Below are 17023 nucleotides of genomic sequence, written 5' to 3' on the forward strand. Positions count from 1 at the left end.
CACCGGGGAGGCGAGATCAAAGATCGCCCCGGGCCACCAGGTCGGTGTCGTCCTCACCCTGCGCGTCCAGGACCTCGCGCACCAGCCCCAGGGCCATGCCCGGGGCGTATCCCTTGCGGGCCAGCATGCCCGCCAGTCGGCGCACCTGCTTGTCCCGGTCAGCGCGGTCCTGAGATGAGGAGCCGGCCGGGACGGTGCGCCCCCGCAGCTTCTTGTGGATCAGCTCCAGGGCGGCCTGACGCTCCTGGTCCTCGGAGACCTCGTCCAGCGCCTCCTCGGCCTGGTCGCCGGTGATCCCCTTCTGCTGCAGTTCACGGCGCAGGGCGCCCCGGGCCAGTCCACGACTGCGCTGGCGGGAACGGACCCACATCTGGGCGAAGGCGGCGTCGTCCACCAGCTGGACCTCTTCGAACCGGTCCAGCACGGAGGCGGCCACCTCGTCCGGGACGTTGCGCGCGGCCAGCTTCTCCTCGAGCTGGCGGCGAGACTTGGGCGAGGCGGTGAGCTGGCGCAGGACGATCGCCCGCGCCACCTCCTCCGCATCCGGCTCGGGGTCCTCCGCCAGGTGGTCGGGGACCTCGGGATCCGAGGTCCCCCTCCCCCGGGAGCGCATCAGGCTGTGGCGTTGCCGGGCACAGCGCGCAGGGTGGGCTCCGCCTCTGCGTCCTCGGCCTTGACGCCGATGCCCAGCTTCTCCAGGATCCGCCGCTCGATCTCGAAGGCCAGGTCCGGGTTGTCCTTGAGGAATCGCCGGGCGTTCTCCTTGCCCTGCCCCAGCTGATCGCCGTCATAGGTGAACCAGGCACCGGACTTCTTGACGATCCCCTCTTCCACGCCCATGTCGATCAGGCTGCCCTCACGGGAGATGCCCTCCCCGTAGAGGATGTCGAACTCGGCCTGCTTGAAGGGCGGGGCCATCTTGTTCTTGACGATCTTGGCGCGGGTGCGGTTGCCGACGGGGTTGCCGGCCTCCTTGAGCGTCTCGATCCGTCGCACGTCCACGCGCACGGAGGCGTAGAACTTCAGGGCCTTGCCGCCGGTGGTGGTCTCCGGGCTGCCGAAGAACACGCCGATCTTCTCGCGCAGCTGGTTGATGAAGATGGCGGTGGTCTTGGTCTGGGCCAGCCGACCGGTGACCTTGCGCAGGGCCTGGGACATCAGGCGGGCCTGCAGACCGACGTGGCTGTCACCCATCTCGCCCTCGATCTCCGCACGCGGAACCAGGGCGGCCACCGAGTCGATCACGATGATGTCCAGCGAGCCCGAGCCCACCAGCATGTCCATGATCTCCAGGGCCTGCTCGCCGGTGTCCGGCTGGGAGACCAGCAACGCATCGGTGTCCACGCCCAGCTTCTTGGCGTACTCCGGGTCCAGGGCGTGCTCAGCGTCGATGAACGCGGCGATGCCGCCGTTGCGCTGGGCATTGGCGACCGCATGCAGGGCCACGGTGGTCTTGCCGGAGGACTCCGGACCGTAGATCTCCACGACACGGCCGCGGGGGAATCCGCCGATGCCCAGGGCCACGTCCAGTCCGACCGAGCCGGAGGAGATGGTCTCGATGGGGGCTCGCGCGTCATCACCCAGACGCATCACCGATCCCTTGCCGTACTGCTTGTCGATCTGGGCCAGGGCGGCCTCGAGAGCCTTCTCGCGATCAGTGGCTGTCGCCATGGTTCACCTCGTGTTGCTCGTATTGCTCGATGGGAAGGACAGTCCGGGAGATGTTCTCCCGGTGCTGGTGATGAATCTACTGGGGCGCTCGGACACGTTAGCGTCGACCGGCTCTGCGGGCCGCAGCGCTGGGGAGAACCTCGGCGGCACGGACACCTGTGCAGGAGCCGACCGGGAGGCTCCGTGGATCGAGGCCATCGCTGAGAACTCTACCGATCTTCGAACATGCTTTCGAACAGGTGCGGAGGCGTGTCGTCATTCCACGCCGGTGTCACGCACGGGCCGGTCCACGCCCAGCTGGCGCTCGGGGGGCACCCCCTGCAGGCGGCAGACATCCAGCCACACCTCGCGGGGTCGTCGTCCTGACGCCAGGGCGGCGTCAGCGGTCTGGTCCAGGGTCGGCAGCACCAGGGTGGAGGCGATCACGGCAGCGTTGGCCGAGCCGAACTCGTCCTCCATCATGCGTCGGAAGTCACTGTGCTTCATCGGCATCCATCCTCTCATCGGTCCAGGCCACTCGCCGATCTCGGCGGCGAACGACGACGGCCCCCGCACCAGGGGTGCGAGGGCCGTGGAGTCGGTGGGTCGCGGAGGCGATCCGGGTCAGTGGCTGCCGGCCAGCTGATCCATCCCGTCCTGCAGCTCGAAGGAGCCGTGGCCGAAGGCGTCGGCCATCTCGGCGGGCACGGTGTCCGGGATGTGCACGCCCTCCTGCAGGGCGATGCGGTCCGAGACCTCGCGCAGCATCAGCGACAGCGGCACGTTCAGCGCCGAGCAGATGGAGGAGAGCAGCTCCGAGGAGGCCTCCTTCTGACCGCGTTCGACCTCGGAGAGGTACCCCAGGGAGACCCGGGCGTTGTGAGAGACCTCGCGCAGGGTGCGTCCCTGACGCTGGCGCACATCACGCAGCACGTCTCCGATCTCCTGACGAAGGACTGGCATGGCGTGCTCCTTGGGCTCGGCGGGGGCGGTCGGTTCTGTGTGACCGGCGTCCGTCCAGCGGGTGATGCCGTTGACGGTGACCGGTTGCCTCATCATGTCTACTACGCACTCCTGTATGGATCCTGGGGGCGGCGGGACCGGTGTGTCCGATCCGCCGGGTCCGGGCTGAGGTGGGACAGGTTCCTGTGCCACTGTTCCGTACAACCCGCCTCCTACCTCCATTGTTCCCGCAGCCAGGGGGTCCGCACCAGTCTCTCAGCGGATTCCCAGGCTCAGGACCGTCCCTCGGAGGTCTGGGAGGTCCCCGGCGCGGTCAGATGTCCGGCGTTCTCACCGTCGGCCGTTCCGGCCGTCCCCAGGCGCCGACCATGCCGGTCGACCTCGTCCACGGGAGGCGGCTCATTGCCCTGCTCATCGGCTTCCTTCTGCTCCTGCTTGAACTGGGATCGCCGTTCGGACTCGCGCAGGGAGTAGGTCGCGTCCCGAATGGCGTCGTCGTCGTCGAAGCTGGAGCCCACCGCACCGGCCATGATCCCCATGCTGGTGGCCAGCCAGGTCAGGTCCAGGTAGTCCACCCAGCTGACCTCGTGTTCCAGTTCGCCGGCCAGATAGTGCTCCGGGATCAGGATCAGGGCTGCCACGAAGAGCATCAGGAACAGGGTGGCGTACATCATCACGGCCGCCGTCACCACGGTGACCACGGTGGCGGTGTTGTCCATGGCGGCCCACCGCCGCCCGCCCTCACGCTTCTTGGCCCGGGTCCAGAGGCCGTTGGTGGCGATCAGCCAGGCGGTCATCAGGGCGATGGCCAGCACGGTCACGAAGATCTGCCGCGGCAGCACGATCACGTCCGAGAGCACCCAGATGGACCCGTAGAAGACACCGTAGGCACCTGCGGCAGCCGCTGCCGCACCGGACTTGGTCATGGCCAGCGGGAGCCGTCCCGGTCGGTTGGACAGCACCATGCCGGTCAGCAGCCGCAGCTTGTTCAGCGCGGTGGGCGAGTAGATCTGCTCGACCTCGGCGTGGGTGTCGCCGGCCTGCGGCTCGGCCAGCTCCTCCCGGATGGTTCCGGAGGTGGTGCCCTCCAGCGGGGTCAGCTCCTTGAGCGCATCCGGGTCATCACGATCCGAGGTGACGGTGGGGATGGCGCCGGTGGTGGCGATCTGTCCGGCGTGCAGATGTCCGACCATCCGCGCCAGGGTCTCGGTGACCCGCTTCTTCAGGTTCAGCACGCCCAGGGTGGGCAGGGAGAGCGCAGCCGCACGCTGGGCGGGGGCCACCTCGGCCACCACGGGGACGTTGTCCTCGAAGCGGGGCAGGTCGGTGATGTACAGGACCATGTCCCAGCCGTGGGAGCGCAGCAGATCCGGGGCCCGGTTGGGCAGGTCCACGTCCCCGTCCTCGTTCAGGGACAGCGCCTCGTCCACCACGTCCACCACCCAGTCGACTTCGCTGTCCACGCGTTGGGGCAGCAGATCGGGCAGGGACCGGTTGACCTTCCGCGCCATCTCGGCGGGCAGTCCGGGATCGGCCATCAGCCCGACGGTGATGGTTTGACGTTCCCCGCTCATCGGTGCTCACCTTCGGCGAGGTGATCGCCGGACAGGTCGAGGCCACGGGAGTCGGCAGGGGGGATGTGCCTGCTGAGCAGGTCCTGCAGGTGTTCGAGCATGAGCTTCACCGTAGCCCTCCGGATGGTGGGCCTGTCACCTTCCAGCCGCAGCAGCAGGGACCGGTCCTCCCCCAGCCCGCTGATCCCCAGGTGCACGGTGCCCACAGGCTTCCCCTGGTGCGGCTCCGGTCCGGCCACCCCGGTGGTGGCCAATCCCACATCGGCACCGAGCACTCTGCGGGCGCCCTGGGCCATCTGCACCGCGACGTCCCCGTCCACCGCCCCACGGCGGGCCAAGAGGTCGCCGTCCACGCCGAGCACCTGCTCCTTGACGTGGTTCTGGTATGCGACCACGCCGCCCTGCAGGGTCCCGGAGGCTCCCGGGACATCGGCCAGCGTGGCGGCCAGCAGCCCGGCGGTCAGGGATTCAGCGGTCGCCACGGTCAGTCCCCGCTCCAGCAGGGCCTGCACGACGACGGCCGGCAGCTCAGCGGGCACGATCGGCCATCGCGGTGGCTCGCAGGGCGATGGCCTGGCGGACGTAGTCCAGTCCGGTCACCACAGTGACCACCAGGGCCGCACCCATGGCGATCCAGCCGGCCCAGGGCCACCAGTCCCCCACCACGGACCCCAGCGGCATCAGCAGCAGGCCCAGGGCCAGGGTCTGCAGCACGGTCTTGAGCTTGCCGCCACGTGAGGCCGGCATGACGCCGTAGCGCAGGACCACGAACCGCATCAGGGTGATGCCCCACTCGCGGACCAGGATGACGATGGTCACCCACCACCACAGCTCGTTCAGCAGGGAGAGCACCACCAGCGCGGAGCCGGTGAGCAGCTTGTCCGCAATGGGGTCGGCGATCTTGCCGAAGTCGGTGATCAGGCCGCGGGCCCGGGCGATGTCCCCGTCCAGCTTGTCCGTGTACATGGCCACGGCGAACACGGCGAAGGCCGCCCACCGCATGGCCAGGGAGTCCTGCCCGAAGCTCCCGCCGGCCCAGAGGAACCAGACGAAGAGCGGGACCAGCAGGATCCGCACCGAGGTGAGGATGTTGGGCAGGTTCCAGTTGGAGACCCGCTCGGGACTCACCGGCCGGTCAGCTGCCACGCGTCCTCACCGTCTTCCTCATCGCCGTAGCCGTCGTCGTACCAGTCCTGGGCCGGTCCGGCCGCCGCGGCGCGGCGGTCCAGGTCCTCGGCCACCAGGTCCCGGGGCAGGGACTGGGCCACCAGCTCCTGGTCGGTGGGCCGATGCCCACCGGCGCTGACCGGCCGAGGCGGCCGGCCGTCGTCGTGCTGGGCCTGTCCGGTGTGCCCTGCAGGGTCCGGCGTGTCCGCATCGCGGTGGACCACATCCTCCTCGTACGCCTCCGGGGCGGCCTCACTGGGCGCGGCGGCCGGCGGGGTCTCTCCCTTGATGGTGGCGAGCACTCCGGCCAGGTCGTCCGGCTTGACCAGGACGTCGCGGGCCTTGGAGCCCTCCGAGGGGCCCACCACGCCGCGGGACTCCATCAGGTCCATCAGGCGCCCGGCCTTGGCGAAGCCGACCCGCAGCTTGCGCTGGAGCATGGAGGTGGAGCCGAACTGGGTGGTGACCACCAGCTCGGTGGCCTGCAGCAGCAGGTCCAGATCGTCCCCGATGTCCTCGTCGATGACCTTCTCGGTCTTCTCCGGGACCACGTCCTGGCGGTACTGCGCGGTCATCTGGGACTTCACATGCTCCACCACGGCGTGGATCTCGGACTCGTTGACCCAGGCGCCCTGGACGCGCATCGGCTTGGACTTGCCCATGGGCAGGAACAGGGCGTCACCCTGACCCAGCAGCTTCTCCGCGCCGGGCTGGTCCAGCACCACGCGGGAGTCGGTGACCGAGGAGGTGGCGAAGGCCATGCGCGAGGGCACGTTGGCCTTGATCAGACCGGTCACCACGTCCACCGAGGGACGCTGGGTGGCCAGCACCAGGTGGATGCCGGCGGCACGGGCCAGCTGGGTGATGCGCACGATCGCATCCTCCACGTCCCGCGGGGCCACCATCATCAGGTCGGCCAGCTCGTCCACGATCACCAGCAGGTACGGGTAGGGCTTGAGCACGCGCTTGGAGTCCGGCGGCAGGGTGACCTTGCCGGCCCGGACGGCCTTGTTGAAGTCGTCCACATGCTTGTACCCGAACGCGGCGAGATCGTCATACCGGGTGTCCATCTCCCGCACCACCCACTGCAGGGCCTCGGCGGCCTTCTTGGGGCTGGTGATGATGGGGGTGACCAGGTGCGGCACGCCCTCATAGGCGGTGAGCTCCACGCGCTTGGGGTCCACCATGACCATGCGCACCTCGTCCGGGGTGGAGCGCATCAGGATGGAGGTGATCATCGAGTTCACGAAGCTGGACTTGCCCGCGCCGGTGGCGCCGGCCACCAGCATGTGCGGCATCTTGGCCAAGTTGGCCACCACGTAGCCGCCCTCCACGTCCTTGCCCACGCCCATCACCATGGGGTGATCGGTCTTGCGGGCGGCGTTGGAGCGCAGCACATCACCCAGGGCCACGACCTCCTTGTCCGCATTCGGGATCTCGATGCCGATCGCGGACTTGCCCGGGATGGGCGAGAGGATGCGCACGTCCGAGGACGCCACCGCATAGGAGATGTTCTTGGACAGGGCGGTGACCTTCTCCACCTTGGTGCCCGGAGCCAGCTCGATCTCGTACCGGGTGACCGTGGGTCCTCGGGAGAACCCGGTGACCTCGGCGTCCACCTTGAACTGCTGCAGGGTCTCGCTGAGCGCCTGGACCACCTGGTCGTTGGCCTCAGAGCGCTCCTTGGGCGGAGGACCGGCCGGCAGCAGAGCCGAATCCGGCAGGGTGTAGGTGACGTCCCCGTCCAGATGCAGCTGCTCCGAGCGGGCCGGCATGGGCGGGATCTCGGCCGGGCGGGAGACCGCAGCGGCCTTCACCGCGGGAGCCGGTGCCGGCACGGTGGACAGCGCCTGGGTCTCCGGTCCGGTGGGCTGGCCGGAGTCATTCCCGACCTCGGCCCCCTCCTGGGTGCCCAGCCCCGCCTTCTCCTTGGCCCGGGCGATCGCCAGTTCCGAGGCGGTGGGGCGGCGCACGCCGGCCGGCACCGCCGGAGCGGCAGGCGCGGCGTGCTCGGCATCGTCCTCACGCTGCTCGGCCGCGGAGGAGCCGCGTCCGGAGGAGAGGTTCGGGATGGCCTCGGTGGCCGAGCCGTGCCGGTCCTGCCCGGCGTGGTCGGTCTCGTCGATCACCGCGGTCTCGTAGGCGTCACTGTGCTCGCCGTGCTGGCCGTCCGACCGGACGGAGGCGTCCTGGGGAGCGTCCTCGGCGGCTCCGCCCAGGCCGAACAGACCCTTGCGCTTCCGGCGCTGGGGGGTGGAGGAGCCGGAGCCCCGGGAACCCGTGCTGGCCCGGGCGTCCTTCTCGTCGTCGAGGTAGGACTGGTCGTGTGGGTCCTGTCCATCCCGGTCCGCCCGGGAGCCGTCCGCGTCCTGCGAGCCGGCCCCCTGCTTCCTCGCCGCCTTGCGCTCGCGGTGGGCGTCGTCGTCGTAGTCCTGTCCCATCAGCCACGCGTAGGCCCCGCGCAGGCGGGAGCCGATCTGGGTGACGGGGGTGGCGGTGATGATCAGCACGGAGAAGAAGGCCAGGGCGATCATCAGGGCCCAGACCGGCCACGGAGTGACCAGGGTGGCCAGCGGGCTGGTGGCCAGGTAGCCCACCATGCCTCCGCTGGCGAGCATGCTCTGGAAGGACTCGTTCACGCTGGGCACGCCGGCGGCCAGGTGGGCGATGCCGGCCACGGCCACGGTCAGCACGACCAGGCCGATCGAGATCCGCCCGTTGTCCCGATGCTCCGGGGCATGGCGGAAGCAGCGGACCGCGCCGATCAGCAGCACGACCGGCAGGATCAGCGCGGCCCAGCCAAGGGTGCCAGCACCGATGTGGTGGACCACGGTGCCGTAGCCGGGGGTGCCGCGCAGGCCCCACCACTCCACCGAGCCGATCACCAGGGCCAGGACCACCAGCAGCAGACCGGTGCCGTCGCGTCGGTCCTCCGGGGCGATCCGGACATCGCGGCCGATCTTGCGCACACCGGCGCCGACCGGGGTCGCGAAGGTCATCCAGAACGCGCGCAGGGCGCGGACCAGGAAGGGCTGTTGAGGCGCCTCTGGCTCCACGGTCTCCTGCCGCCGCGTGCGCGGCGTGCTGCTGGAGGACCGGGAGCTGCGGGCGCCCTGCGCCGAGGAGCTCTTCGAGGCACGGGTGGGCTTCGACTCGCTCTGGCGCGCGGGGGAAGTACGGGTCGCCATGCTAGGTACCGTATCGCGGCGTGGCGCCGATCCCCCGGAGCAACACAGGACCGCCCTGGCCAGAGAGGCCGATCTCACGGTCCCCGCGCTGCGGGGCTCAGGCCTCCAGCACCACCGGGACGATCATCGGACGGCGGCGCAGCTTCCGGTTGACCCAGGTGCCGATGGTGCGGCGCACCACCTGTTGGAGCTGGTGCGTGGTGTGCTCGGCGTTGGCCTGCACCGCCTCCTCCAGGGCCCGGGCGATCTTGGGCTTGACGTCCTCGAACACGGAGTCGTCCTCAGCCACCCCGCGGGCGTGGATGTCCGGGCCGGAGACGATGGTCCCGGTCTGGCGGTTCACCACGGTGATCACCGAGATGAAGCCCTCCTCCCCCAGGATCCGGCGGTCCTTCAGATCCGAGTCGGTGATGGCGCCGACCGAGGAGCCGTCCACGTAGACGTAGCCGCACTCGACCTCGCCGACCACGCGCGCGCGGCCGGCCGTGAGGTCCACCACGGAGCCGTTCTCGGTCAGCAGCACGTTCTCCGTGGGGATCCCGGTGGACTCGGCGATGCGTCCGTTGGCGATCAGGTGCCGGGTCTCGCCGTGGACCGGCATGACCTGCACGGGCCGGACGATGTTGTAGCAGTAGAGCAGTTCGCCCTGGGAAGCGTGCCCGGAGACGTGCACCTTGGCCATGCCCTTGTGCACCACATCAGCCCCGAGCTTCATCAGGCCGTTGATCACGCGGAAGACGGAGTTCTCGTTGCCCGGGATCAGGGAGGAGGCCAGCACCACCAGGTCCCCGGGGGCGATCTGGATCCGGTGGTCGCCGTTGGCCATCCGGGCCAAGGCGGCCATCCGCTCGCCCTGGGAGCCGGTGGACATCAGCACCACCTGGTCGTCCGGCAGCTGGTCCACCTGCTTCAGGTCCACCAGGATGCCCTCGGGCACGTCCAGGTAGCCCAGCTGGGCGGCGATCCCCATGTTGCGCACCATGGACCGGCCCACGAAGCAGACCTTGCGGCCGTGCATCCGAGCGGCGTCCAGCACCTGCTGCACCCGGTGGATGTGGGAGGAGAAGGAGGCCACGATGATCCGCCGCTGGGCCCGGGCGAAGAAGCCCTCCAGGACCGGGCCGATCTCCTTCTCCGTGGTGGTGAACCCGGGGACCTCGGCGTTGGTGGAGTCGGTGAGGAACAGGTCCACGCCCTCCTCGCCCAGCCGGGCGAAGGCACGCAGGTCGGTGATGCGACCGTCGAGGGGCAGCTGGTCCATCTTGAAGTCGCCGGTGTGCAGGATGGTTCCGGCCTCGGTGCGGATGGCCACGGCCAGGGCGTCCGGAATGGAGTGGTTGACGGCCACGAACTCGCACTCGAACGGTCCCAGCCGTTCGGTGTCCCCCTCTTTCACCGCGAGGGTGAGCGGGCGGATCCGGTGCTCCTCCAGCTTGGCCTCGATCAGCGCCAGGGTCAGGGTGGAGCCGATCAGCGGGATGCCCGGCTTCAGGCGCAGCAGGTAGGGCACGGCCCCGATGTGGTCCTCGTGACCGTGGGTCAGCACGATCCCGACGATGTCCTCGAGCCGGTCGCGGATGTAGTCCAGGTCCGGCAGGATCAGGTCCACGCCGGGCTGGTGCTCCTCCGGGAAGAGCACGCCACAGTCGACGATCAGGATCTTCCCGTCGATCTCGAACGTGGTCATGTTCCGGCCGACCTCGCCGATCCCGCCCAGCGGGACGATCCGGCAGGTCTCCGGCTGCAGCGCCGGAGGGGTGGACAGGCCTGTGCCTGAGGACATGGGCGGTGTCCCCTTTCTGGAGTACGGTCAGAAGGTGATGCCGGCCTCCGCCAGGTCGGCCTTGATCAGGTTCTCCTCCTCGGTGGTGGCCGCCGTCAGCGGCAGGCGCACTGTGGAGGTGGGCAGGATCCCCTGCCAGTGCAGGACGGTCTTGGCCGAGACGGCGCCCTGGATGTGGCCCATCACAGCACGTTGGATCGGATCCAGGGCGAAGTGCTTCTCCCGGGCGGTGGCCAGGTCTCCGGCCAGGGCCGCGTCCACGAGCTCGCGATACAGCCCCGGGGCCACGTGGGCGCTCACCGAGACCACACCGACGGCGCCGAGCGACATCAGGGGCAGGGTCAGTCCGTCGTCCCCGGAGTACACCGCCAGGTCGGTCTGGGCCAGCACCTGAGTGGTGGAGTCGAAGTCGGCCTTGGCGTCCTTCAGTCCCTGGATGTTCGGGTGCTCGGCCAGGGCGATCAGGGTCTGCGGGTGGATGGGCATCACGGAGCGGCCCGGGATGTCGTAGAGCATCACGGGCAGGTCCGTGGACGAGGCGATGGTCTCGAAGTGACGCCGGATGCCCTCCTGGGAGGGCTTGTTGTAGTACGGGGTGACCAGCAGCAGTCCGTCCACACCGGCCTGCTGGGCCTGCCGGGAGAGGTGCACCGAGTGCGCGGTGTCATTGGTGCCGGTGCCCGCGATGACCTGGGCCCGGTCCCCCACGGCCTCGACGACCGCGCGGAACATCTGCACGTTCTCCTCGTCGGTCAGGGTGGAGGTCTCCCCGGTGGTGCCGGTGACGACCAGTCCGTCAGCGCCCTGGTCCACCAGGTGGGCGGCCAGCGCCTGCGCGGTGTCCAGGTCCAGTGCGCCCTCCTGGGTGAAGGGGGTGACCATGGCCGGGACCACGGTGCCGAAGGTGTGCTCAGAGCGAGCCGATGCCGAGGACGAAGAGGGTGCAGACATACCGAATACGTTACACGCGGGGCGCCCACTACCGTGGAGCCATGACACCTGCCGCCGCCCGCCCCCGCACCTCCTCCACCGGTGCAGCGCGGGCCCTGCGCGGGACCCGGCTGCGGGGTGTCGACGCCGCCCGGGGAATCGCCCTGCTGGGGATGATCGCCACGCACATCATGGCGCTGACGCGGGTCTCCGAGACTCCCGAGGGATTCTCGGTGGAGCCCACCTGGGTGGGGCTGCTCTTCGCCGGGAAGTCCTCAGCGCTGTTCGCCGTGGTCGCCGGCGTCGGACTGGCGCTGATGACCTCCACGCGCGGTGCGCCCGAGCGGGCCGGGCGCCCGCACCGGGGCCCTCGCCTGGCCTGGGACCGGCGCTATGTGGCCGTGCGCGCGGTGCTGCTGGCCGTCGTCGGGATGGCCTGTGGCCTGCTGGAGATGAACGTGGCCGTCATCCTGGTCCACTACGCCCTGCTGTTCCTGTGCGCCCTGCCGTTCCTCAGCCTGGGCGTGCGGGCGCTGGCCGGCTGGACCGTGGGCTGGGTGCTGCTCTCCCCCGTGCTGGCCGGGCTGATCGCGGTGGGAATGCGCTCGGCGGTGGGGGCAGAGGAGTACACACAGGGCTGGCGGCTGTGGTCCAATCCGACCTTCACCGATCTCCTCTCCCAGCCGGCCCTGCTGGTCTGGGATGTGCTGCTGACCGGGTACTACCCGGTGCTGCAGTGGGTGGGATACGTGCTATTCGGCCTGAGCCTGGGGCGCCTGCCCCTGGGCCGATGGGCGACCGGACTGGCCCTGGCGGTCGGCGGTGCGGTGGTGGCCGCCGGCGCGTTCGGACTCTCCTGGATGCTGCTGGCCCAGGAGGGCGTGCGTGCCGAGCTGGCCGAGCGGACCGGAGTGGCCGAGGACCAGCTCGACTCCCAGCTGCTGACCGGATCCCACCTGTCTGCCGAGGCGGTCCAGGGCGAGCCGCTGTGGTTCATGCTCGCCGCGCCGCACACCGGCACGCCGTTGGATCTGCTGCTCACGTGCGGCACTTCCGCCCTGGTGCTGGGGGTGTGCCTGGTGGTGGTGCGGGCCCTGGATGCGGTGCCGGGCGGGGTGCTGAGCTGGGTGGTCCTGCCGCTGGCCGGTGCCGGTGCCCTGCCGCTGACCCTGTACGTGGGCCATCTGATCGCCCTGGACCTCTTCGAGGAGCCCACCTTCGATTGGCCTCGGGTCTCCCTGACGATCGTCTACTGGACGGCGTGCCTGGTGATCGGCGCACTGGTCCGAGGGTTCGGCCGCCGTGGGCCTCTGGAGTGGGGCATGGGCCGGGTGGCCGGGACACTGGCCGGCCCGCGCCCGTAGGTCAGACCAATCGGGGCGGCTCAGCTCGGCTCAGCCGTGGAACATCCCGGCGGCGCGGCGCATGGTGCCCCGGGCGCGGGTACGGTCTCCGGAGGCGTCGTAGGCCAGGGCCAGGCGGTACCAGGACCGCCAGTCCTGCGGTGCGGCCTCGGCCTCGGTGCGGTAGATCTCGAACTGGGCATCGGCCGCTGCCCGGTCCACACGTCCGCCTGGCGAGCGGGGCAGGTCATCGGCAGGCAGTGCGCCCTCGGACTCCAGGGTGCGGCCCATCCGCTCCATGGAGATCCCGAATCGGATCTCGCGGTAGAGGGTCCACAGTCCCACCGCCACGACCATGAGCACCGCCACGCCCAGGGCCTTGGCCACCGGCTGGGGCGCCTGGATGAAGCCGATCGCGGAGAGGACGGCCACCACGCTGAACAGCAGCATCAGGGCGATCACCCCGGCCAGCCAGAGTTTGGTCTTCATCTCGTCCTCCCTCAGCCCAGGTCCAGGTAGCCGTCGAGCCCATAGGTCAGTCCGGGGCGTGAGGCCACCGTGCGCAGGCCCAGCAGCACACCGGGCATGTAGGCCCCGCGGTCGAAGGCGTCGTGGCGGATGACCAGCTGCTCACCGGGACCGCCGAGCATGACCTCCTGATGTGCCACCAGTCCGCGCAGCCGCACCGCGTGCACCCGCACACCGTCCACCAGCGCTCCGCGCGCGCCGTCCGGGTCATGCGTGGTGGCGTCCGGGGAGGACCCGAGCCCGGCCTCCGCACGGGATGCGGCGATCAGTCCTGCCGTGCGCACCGCCGTGCCGGACGGGGCGTCCACCTTGTCCGGGTGGTGCATCTCCACGATCTCCACCGACTCGAAGTACCGGGCGGCCTGCGCGGCGAAGGCGCTGGCCAGCACCGACCCGACGGAGAAGTTCGGGGCGATCAGCACCCCCACCTGCGGGTGGGAGTCCAGCTGCCGGCTCAGCACGGCGCGCCGGTCATCACTCCAGCCGGAGGTCCCGACGACGACGTGCAGCCCGTGCTCGACGGCGAAGGCCACATTCTGGGGTGAGGCATCCGGGACGGTCAGGTCCAGCACATGGGTGGCCCCGGCCTCCAGGATGGTCTCCAGGGGATCGGAGGATCCGAGCTGGGCCACCAGCTCCAGATCCGCGGCGCTCTCCACCGCCTCCACTGCCGGGCGGCCCATCTTCCCGGAGGCTCCGAGGATGGCCACGCGCGGACGGGAGGGGGTCTCAGCCGAAAAGGTCATGCCCTCCAGGATAGTTCTCCTGGAGGGCATGACCTGACGTGTTCAGCGGCGCGGTCCCGGCCTGGGGACCGTCACCGGGTCAGTCGTCGTAGGGGTTGCCGGGATGGTCGTGATGACGGTCCACATGCGTGGAGTGCTTCGGGTGGTGCTGGGCCTGCTGATCGGCCTGCACGGCGGACATGCGTCCGGTGTGCGTGAGCGAGGAGCCCACCACGTTGCCGGACTTCCAGTCCTCCCAGCCCTCACGACCGCGCATGAACTCCTCGACCTCGGCCTCGGTGGCGGTCAGCTTCGGATCGTGCTTAAGGTAATGACGCGTCTCGCGGGCGATCAGCCCGGAGAGGATGATCAGGCCCAGCAGGTTCGGCAGGGCCATCAGACCGTTCATCACGTCGGAGAAGTTCCAGACCACGGCCAGCGGGACGGTGCAGCCCACGAAGACGATCAGCGAGAAGATCACCCGGTAGGGCATCACCCCGCCGCGGCCGAACAGACGCTCCACGTTGCGCTCGCCGTAGTAGGCCCAGCCCAGGATGGTCGAGAAGGCGAACATGACCAGGCCCAGGGTGACGATCCAGTGGCCCCACTCTCCCGGCAGTCCGTGGGTGAAGGCCTCGCCGGTCATCGTCGCGGAGGCGTCCTTGCCCTGCTGCCACACACCGGTGGTGACGATGACCAGGCCGGTGCAGGTGACCACGATGATGGTGTCGATGAAGGTCTGGGTCATCGAGACCAGGCCCTGACGCACCGGGTGGGTGGTCTGGGCGGCCGCTGCGGCGATGGCGGCCGAGCCCATGCCGGACTCATTGGAGAAGATGCCTCGAGCCACGCCGTACTGGATGGCGATGATCAGCACCGAGCCGGTGAAGCCGCCCACCGCCGCCGTGCCGGTGAAGGCGTCGGTGAAGATCAGGCCCAGCGCGGCCGGGATCTCGGTGACGTTGGCCAGCAGGATGTACAGGGCGCCCAGGACGTAGAGGACGATCATGATCGGCACGAAGCCGGCGGTGACCTTGCCGATCGAGCGGATGCCGCCCACCAGCACGATCATGGTGAACACGGTCAGCACCAGGCCGGTGATCCACGGAGTGATGTTGAACGAGTTCTGCAGGTTCAGGGCGATGGCGTTGCCCTGGGTCATGTTGCCGATGCCGAACGAGGCCAGGAAGGCGAACACGGCGAAGGTCAGCGCCAGGATCTTGCCCAGCGGCCCCTTGATGCCCTTCTGCAGGTAGTACTGCGGACCGCCGGACTTCTCGCCGGCGGCGTCGGTGGTGCGGAACCGCACGCCCAGATAGGCCTCGGAGTACTTCGAGGCCATGCCGAACACGCCGGTCACCCACATCCAGAACAGGGCGCCCGGTCCACCGATGCCGATGGCCGTGGCCACGCCCACGATGTTGCCCACGCCGACCGTGGCGGCCAAGGCGGTGGTCAGCGCCTGGAACTGGGAGATGTCTCCCTCAGCGGTGTCGTCCCTGCGGCGCAGCAGACCCAGCTTCAGGGCCGGGCCGAGCTTGATCAGCTGCAGGAACCCCAGGCGGATGGTCAGGTAGATGCCGGTGCCCAGCAGCAGCGGGATCAGCAGGAAGGGACCCCAGACGAAGGAGCCGATGTCCCCCAGGGTCTTCTCTAGATTCTCCAGGAACAGGTCCATGGATGCCCTCATTCTCGAAGCCGCCGGAGATCTTCCCTCTGCCGGCGGCGTGGACGCTACGGTCCAGTGCGGAGTGGATGGGCGACAGCATAACCCGCGTCACATCTGCGGACCGACGATGACCGTGGCGCGTCGTGATGCGGCGAGCCGGCCGGCCACGTCACGCACCTGGTCCGAGGTGACGGCACGGATCCGCGCCAGGGACCCGTCCAGGTCGGTGAACTCACCGGTGACCAGCTCGGCCCGGCCCAGCCGAGCCATCCGGGAACCGGTGTCCTCCAAGGCCAGGACGGTGCCGCCGGAGAGCTGACCCCGCGCCCGGTCCAGCTCCTCCGGGGTGATCCCGTCCTGGGCGATCCGCTCCAGCTCGTCGGTCATCATGGCGGCCACCTGCTCGGCCCGGTCCGGGGTGCAGCCGGCGAACAGACCGAAGTAGCCCACATCAGAGTGCGCCGCGGAGAAGGAGTAGGTGGCGTAGGCCAGTCCACGCTTCTCCCGGATCTCCTGGAACAGCCGGGAGCTCATGCCCCCGCCCAACACGGTGTTCATCACCGAGAGGGCGAACCGGTCCGGATCCATGCTGTTCAGCGAGCGTCCGCCGACCAGCACCGAGGCCTGTTCCACCGGTCGGACCAGGTGGTGGACGCCCTCCAGCACCTCTGCCCGGGCAGGAAGGTGACTGCGCCGCTGCACCGGTGCGGCGTCGTCGGGAAGCTCCCATCCTGAGCGCTGGAGGGCCTCCAGGACCAGGCGGCAGACCTCGTCATGGTCCAGGCCGCCGGCCGCCGTGATGACCAGCTCATCCGGCCGGTACCAGCGGCGGTAGTGCTCCAGGACCTGCTCACGGGTGACGGCACGGATGGTCTCCGGGGTGCCGCCGATGGGCCGACTCAGCGCATGCCCGTCCAACACCTTCGCCGCCAGCGCCTCATGGGCCACGTCTGAGGGGTCATCGGCGGCCATGGCCAGCTCCTCCAGGATGACTCCGCGCTCGACCTCCATCTCCGTCTCGTCCAGCAGTGCGGAGGTGACCATGTCCGTGATGACCTCGATTGCCATGGGCAGGTCCGTGTCCAGGATGTGGGCGTGGTAGCAGGTGGACTCCTTGGCGGTGGCCGCATTGGACTCCCCGCCCACCCGGTCGAAGGCCGTGGCGATGTCCATGGCGCTGCGCTGATCGGTGCCCTTGAAGAGCAGATGCTCCAGGAAGTGGGTGGAGCCGTACCCTTCGGGCGACTCGTCCCGGGAACCCACGGCGATCCAGAAGCCGATGGTCACCGAGCGCTGCTCCGGCATGGACTCGGTCAGCACCCGCACGCCGCCGGGAAGGACGGAGCGCCGGACCTGGCCGGCACCTCCCTGGCCTGTCAGGGTGCCGGTGAAGTCTGTGGGGATGGGGATCGTCGGGCTCACCCGGGCATTCTGTCAGGGCCGACGACGCGGAGGGAAACCGAGCCTCGGAGCCCTCCGCCAGGAACGCCGAAGGGCCGGTCC

The 17023-nt window shown here is 69.6% G+C and carries 15 protein-coding genes; 1 reads left to right on the forward strand and 14 read right to left on the reverse strand.

Going from position 1 to position 17023, the window contains the following annotated elements:
- Window positions 1-16: 16 nt before the first annotated feature.
- The 10 genes from BM355_RS04080 to dapA all read right to left on the reverse strand — a co-directional run bounded on the left by BM355_RS04080 (window position 17) and on the right by dapA (window position 11276).
- On the reverse strand, window positions 17-613 hold the full coding sequence (locus tag BM355_RS04080) for a regulatory protein RecX (RefSeq protein ID WP_091694986.1): 597 nt from the start codon (window positions 611-613) through the stop codon (window positions 17-19).
- The gene (recA, locus tag BM355_RS04085; RefSeq protein ID WP_091694989.1) at window positions 613-1671 is read right to left on the reverse strand and encodes a recombinase RecA; all 1059 of its coding nucleotides are present in this window, start codon (window positions 1669-1671) and stop codon (window positions 613-615) included. The genes BM355_RS04080 and recA overlap by 1 nt, the downstream gene beginning before the upstream one ends.
- Window positions 1672-1926: 255 nt before the next feature.
- A complete protein-coding gene (locus tag BM355_RS04090; protein ID WP_317726660.1) occupies window positions 1927-2163 on the reverse strand; it encodes a DUF3046 domain-containing protein in 237 nt (78 codons plus the stop codon).
- Window positions 2164-2274: 111 nt separating this feature from the next.
- A complete protein-coding gene (locus BM355_RS04095) occupies window positions 2275-2709 on the reverse strand; it encodes a helix-turn-helix domain-containing protein (protein ID WP_091694993.1) in 435 nt (144 codons plus the stop codon).
- A 176-nt stretch (window positions 2710-2885) separates the two neighbouring features.
- On the reverse strand, window positions 2886-4187 hold the full coding sequence (locus tag BM355_RS04100) for a hypothetical protein (protein WP_091694998.1): 1302 nt from the start codon (window positions 4185-4187) through the stop codon (window positions 2886-2888).
- Complete coding sequence (locus tag BM355_RS04105; RefSeq protein WP_425435589.1) at window positions 4184-4729, reverse strand: CinA family protein; 546 nt, start codon at window positions 4727-4729, stop codon at window positions 4184-4186. Before BM355_RS04105 ends, BM355_RS04100 begins: the two co-directional genes overlap by 4 nt.
- Window positions 4716-5333 carry a CDP-alcohol phosphatidyltransferase family protein gene (locus BM355_RS04110; RefSeq protein WP_245760581.1) on the reverse strand — a complete coding sequence of 206 codons (618 nt, stop codon included), beginning with the start codon at window positions 5331-5333 and terminating at the stop codon, window positions 4716-4718. Before BM355_RS04110 ends, BM355_RS04105 begins: the two co-directional genes overlap by 14 nt.
- Window positions 5312-8542, reverse strand: coding sequence for an FtsK/SpoIIIE family DNA translocase (locus BM355_RS04115; protein WP_091695004.1), 3231 nt, complete (start codon window positions 8540-8542; stop codon window positions 5312-5314). Before BM355_RS04115 ends, BM355_RS04110 begins: the two co-directional genes overlap by 22 nt.
- Window positions 8543-8639: 97 nt before the next feature.
- Window positions 8640-10325, reverse strand: a complete 1686-nt coding sequence (locus BM355_RS04120) for a ribonuclease J (RefSeq protein ID WP_091695008.1) — start codon at window positions 10323-10325, stop codon at window positions 8640-8642.
- Window positions 10326-10352: 27 nt separating this feature from the next.
- The gene (gene dapA / locus BM355_RS04125) at window positions 10353-11276 is read right to left on the reverse strand and encodes a 4-hydroxy-tetrahydrodipicolinate synthase (protein WP_091695013.1); all 924 of its coding nucleotides are present in this window, start codon (window positions 11274-11276) and stop codon (window positions 10353-10355) included.
- 41 nt (window positions 11277-11317) lie between these two features.
- Here dapA and BM355_RS04130 point away from each other — a divergent pair, with 41 nt between their 5' ends.
- Window positions 11318-12619, forward strand: a complete 1302-nt coding sequence (locus tag BM355_RS04130; RefSeq protein ID WP_177227826.1) for a heparan-alpha-glucosaminide N-acetyltransferase domain-containing protein — start codon at window positions 11318-11320, stop codon at window positions 12617-12619.
- A 30-nt stretch (window positions 12620-12649) separates the two neighbouring features.
- Here BM355_RS04130 and BM355_RS04135 read toward each other — a convergent pair whose 3' ends face one another.
- The 4 genes from BM355_RS04135 to BM355_RS04150 form a co-directional block, all read right to left on the reverse strand.
- Complete coding sequence (locus BM355_RS04135; RefSeq protein WP_091695018.1) at window positions 12650-13087, reverse strand: hypothetical protein; 438 nt, start codon at window positions 13085-13087, stop codon at window positions 12650-12652.
- A gap of 11 nt (window positions 13088-13098) precedes the next feature.
- The gene (gene dapB, locus BM355_RS04140) at window positions 13099-13872 is read right to left on the reverse strand and encodes a 4-hydroxy-tetrahydrodipicolinate reductase (protein WP_091695022.1); all 774 of its coding nucleotides are present in this window, start codon (window positions 13870-13872) and stop codon (window positions 13099-13101) included.
- A gap of 79 nt (window positions 13873-13951) precedes the next feature.
- Entirely contained in the window at window positions 13952-15529 is a 1578-nt protein-coding gene (locus tag BM355_RS04145; protein WP_091695026.1) for an alanine/glycine:cation symporter family protein, read from the reverse strand.
- 99 nt (window positions 15530-15628) lie between these two features.
- A complete protein-coding gene (locus BM355_RS04150; protein ID WP_091695029.1) occupies window positions 15629-16942 on the reverse strand; it encodes a M16 family metallopeptidase in 1314 nt (437 codons plus the stop codon).
- Window positions 16943-17023 lie beyond the last annotated feature (81 nt).

Origin of the sequence: Micrococcus terreus, from assembly GCF_900116905.1 — a bacterium.
Classification (GTDB): Bacteria; Actinomycetota; Actinomycetes; order Actinomycetales; family Micrococcaceae; genus Citricoccus; species Citricoccus terreus.

Bases quoted from the DNA above. Each gene is read 5' to 3' on its own strand.
- BM355_RS04130 (WP_177227826.1), top strand. From the start codon at position 11,318: ATGACACCTGCCGCCGCCCGCCCCCGCACCTCCTCCACCGGTGCAGCG.
- BM355_RS04145 (WP_091695026.1), bottom strand. From the start codon at position 15,529: ATGGACCTGTTCCTGGAGAATCTAGAGAAGACCCTGGGGGACATCGGC.
- BM355_RS04135 (WP_091695018.1), bottom strand. From the start codon at position 13,087: ATGAAGACCAAACTCTGGCTGGCCGGGGTGATCGCCCTGATGCTGCTG.
- BM355_RS04120 (WP_091695008.1), bottom strand. From the start codon at position 10,325: ATGTCCTCAGGCACAGGCCTGTCCACCCCTCCGGCGCTGCAGCCGGAG.
- BM355_RS04095 (WP_091694993.1), bottom strand. From the start codon at position 2,709: ATGATGAGGCAACCGGTCACCGTCAACGGCATCACCCGCTGGACGGAC.
- dapB (WP_091695022.1), bottom strand. From the start codon at position 13,872: ATGACCTTTTCGGCTGAGACCCCCTCCCGTCCGCGCGTGGCCATCCTC.
- BM355_RS04090 (WP_317726660.1), bottom strand. From the start codon at position 2,163: ATGCCGATGAAGCACAGTGACTTCCGACGCATGATGGAGGACGAGTTC.
- dapA (WP_091695013.1), bottom strand. From the start codon at position 11,276: ATGTCTGCACCCTCTTCGTCCTCGGCATCGGCTCGCTCTGAGCACACC.
- BM355_RS04100 (WP_091694998.1), bottom strand. From the start codon at position 4,187: ATGAGCGGGGAACGTCAAACCATCACCGTCGGGCTGATGGCCGATCCC.
- BM355_RS04115 (WP_091695004.1), bottom strand. From the start codon at position 8,542: ATGGCGACCCGTACTTCCCCCGCGCGCCAGAGCGAGTCGAAGCCCACC.
- recA (WP_091694989.1), bottom strand. From the start codon at position 1,671: ATGGCGACAGCCACTGATCGCGAGAAGGCTCTCGAGGCCGCCCTGGCC.
- BM355_RS04080 (WP_091694986.1), bottom strand. From the start codon at position 613: ATGCGCTCCCGGGGGAGGGGGACCTCGGATCCCGAGGTCCCCGACCAC.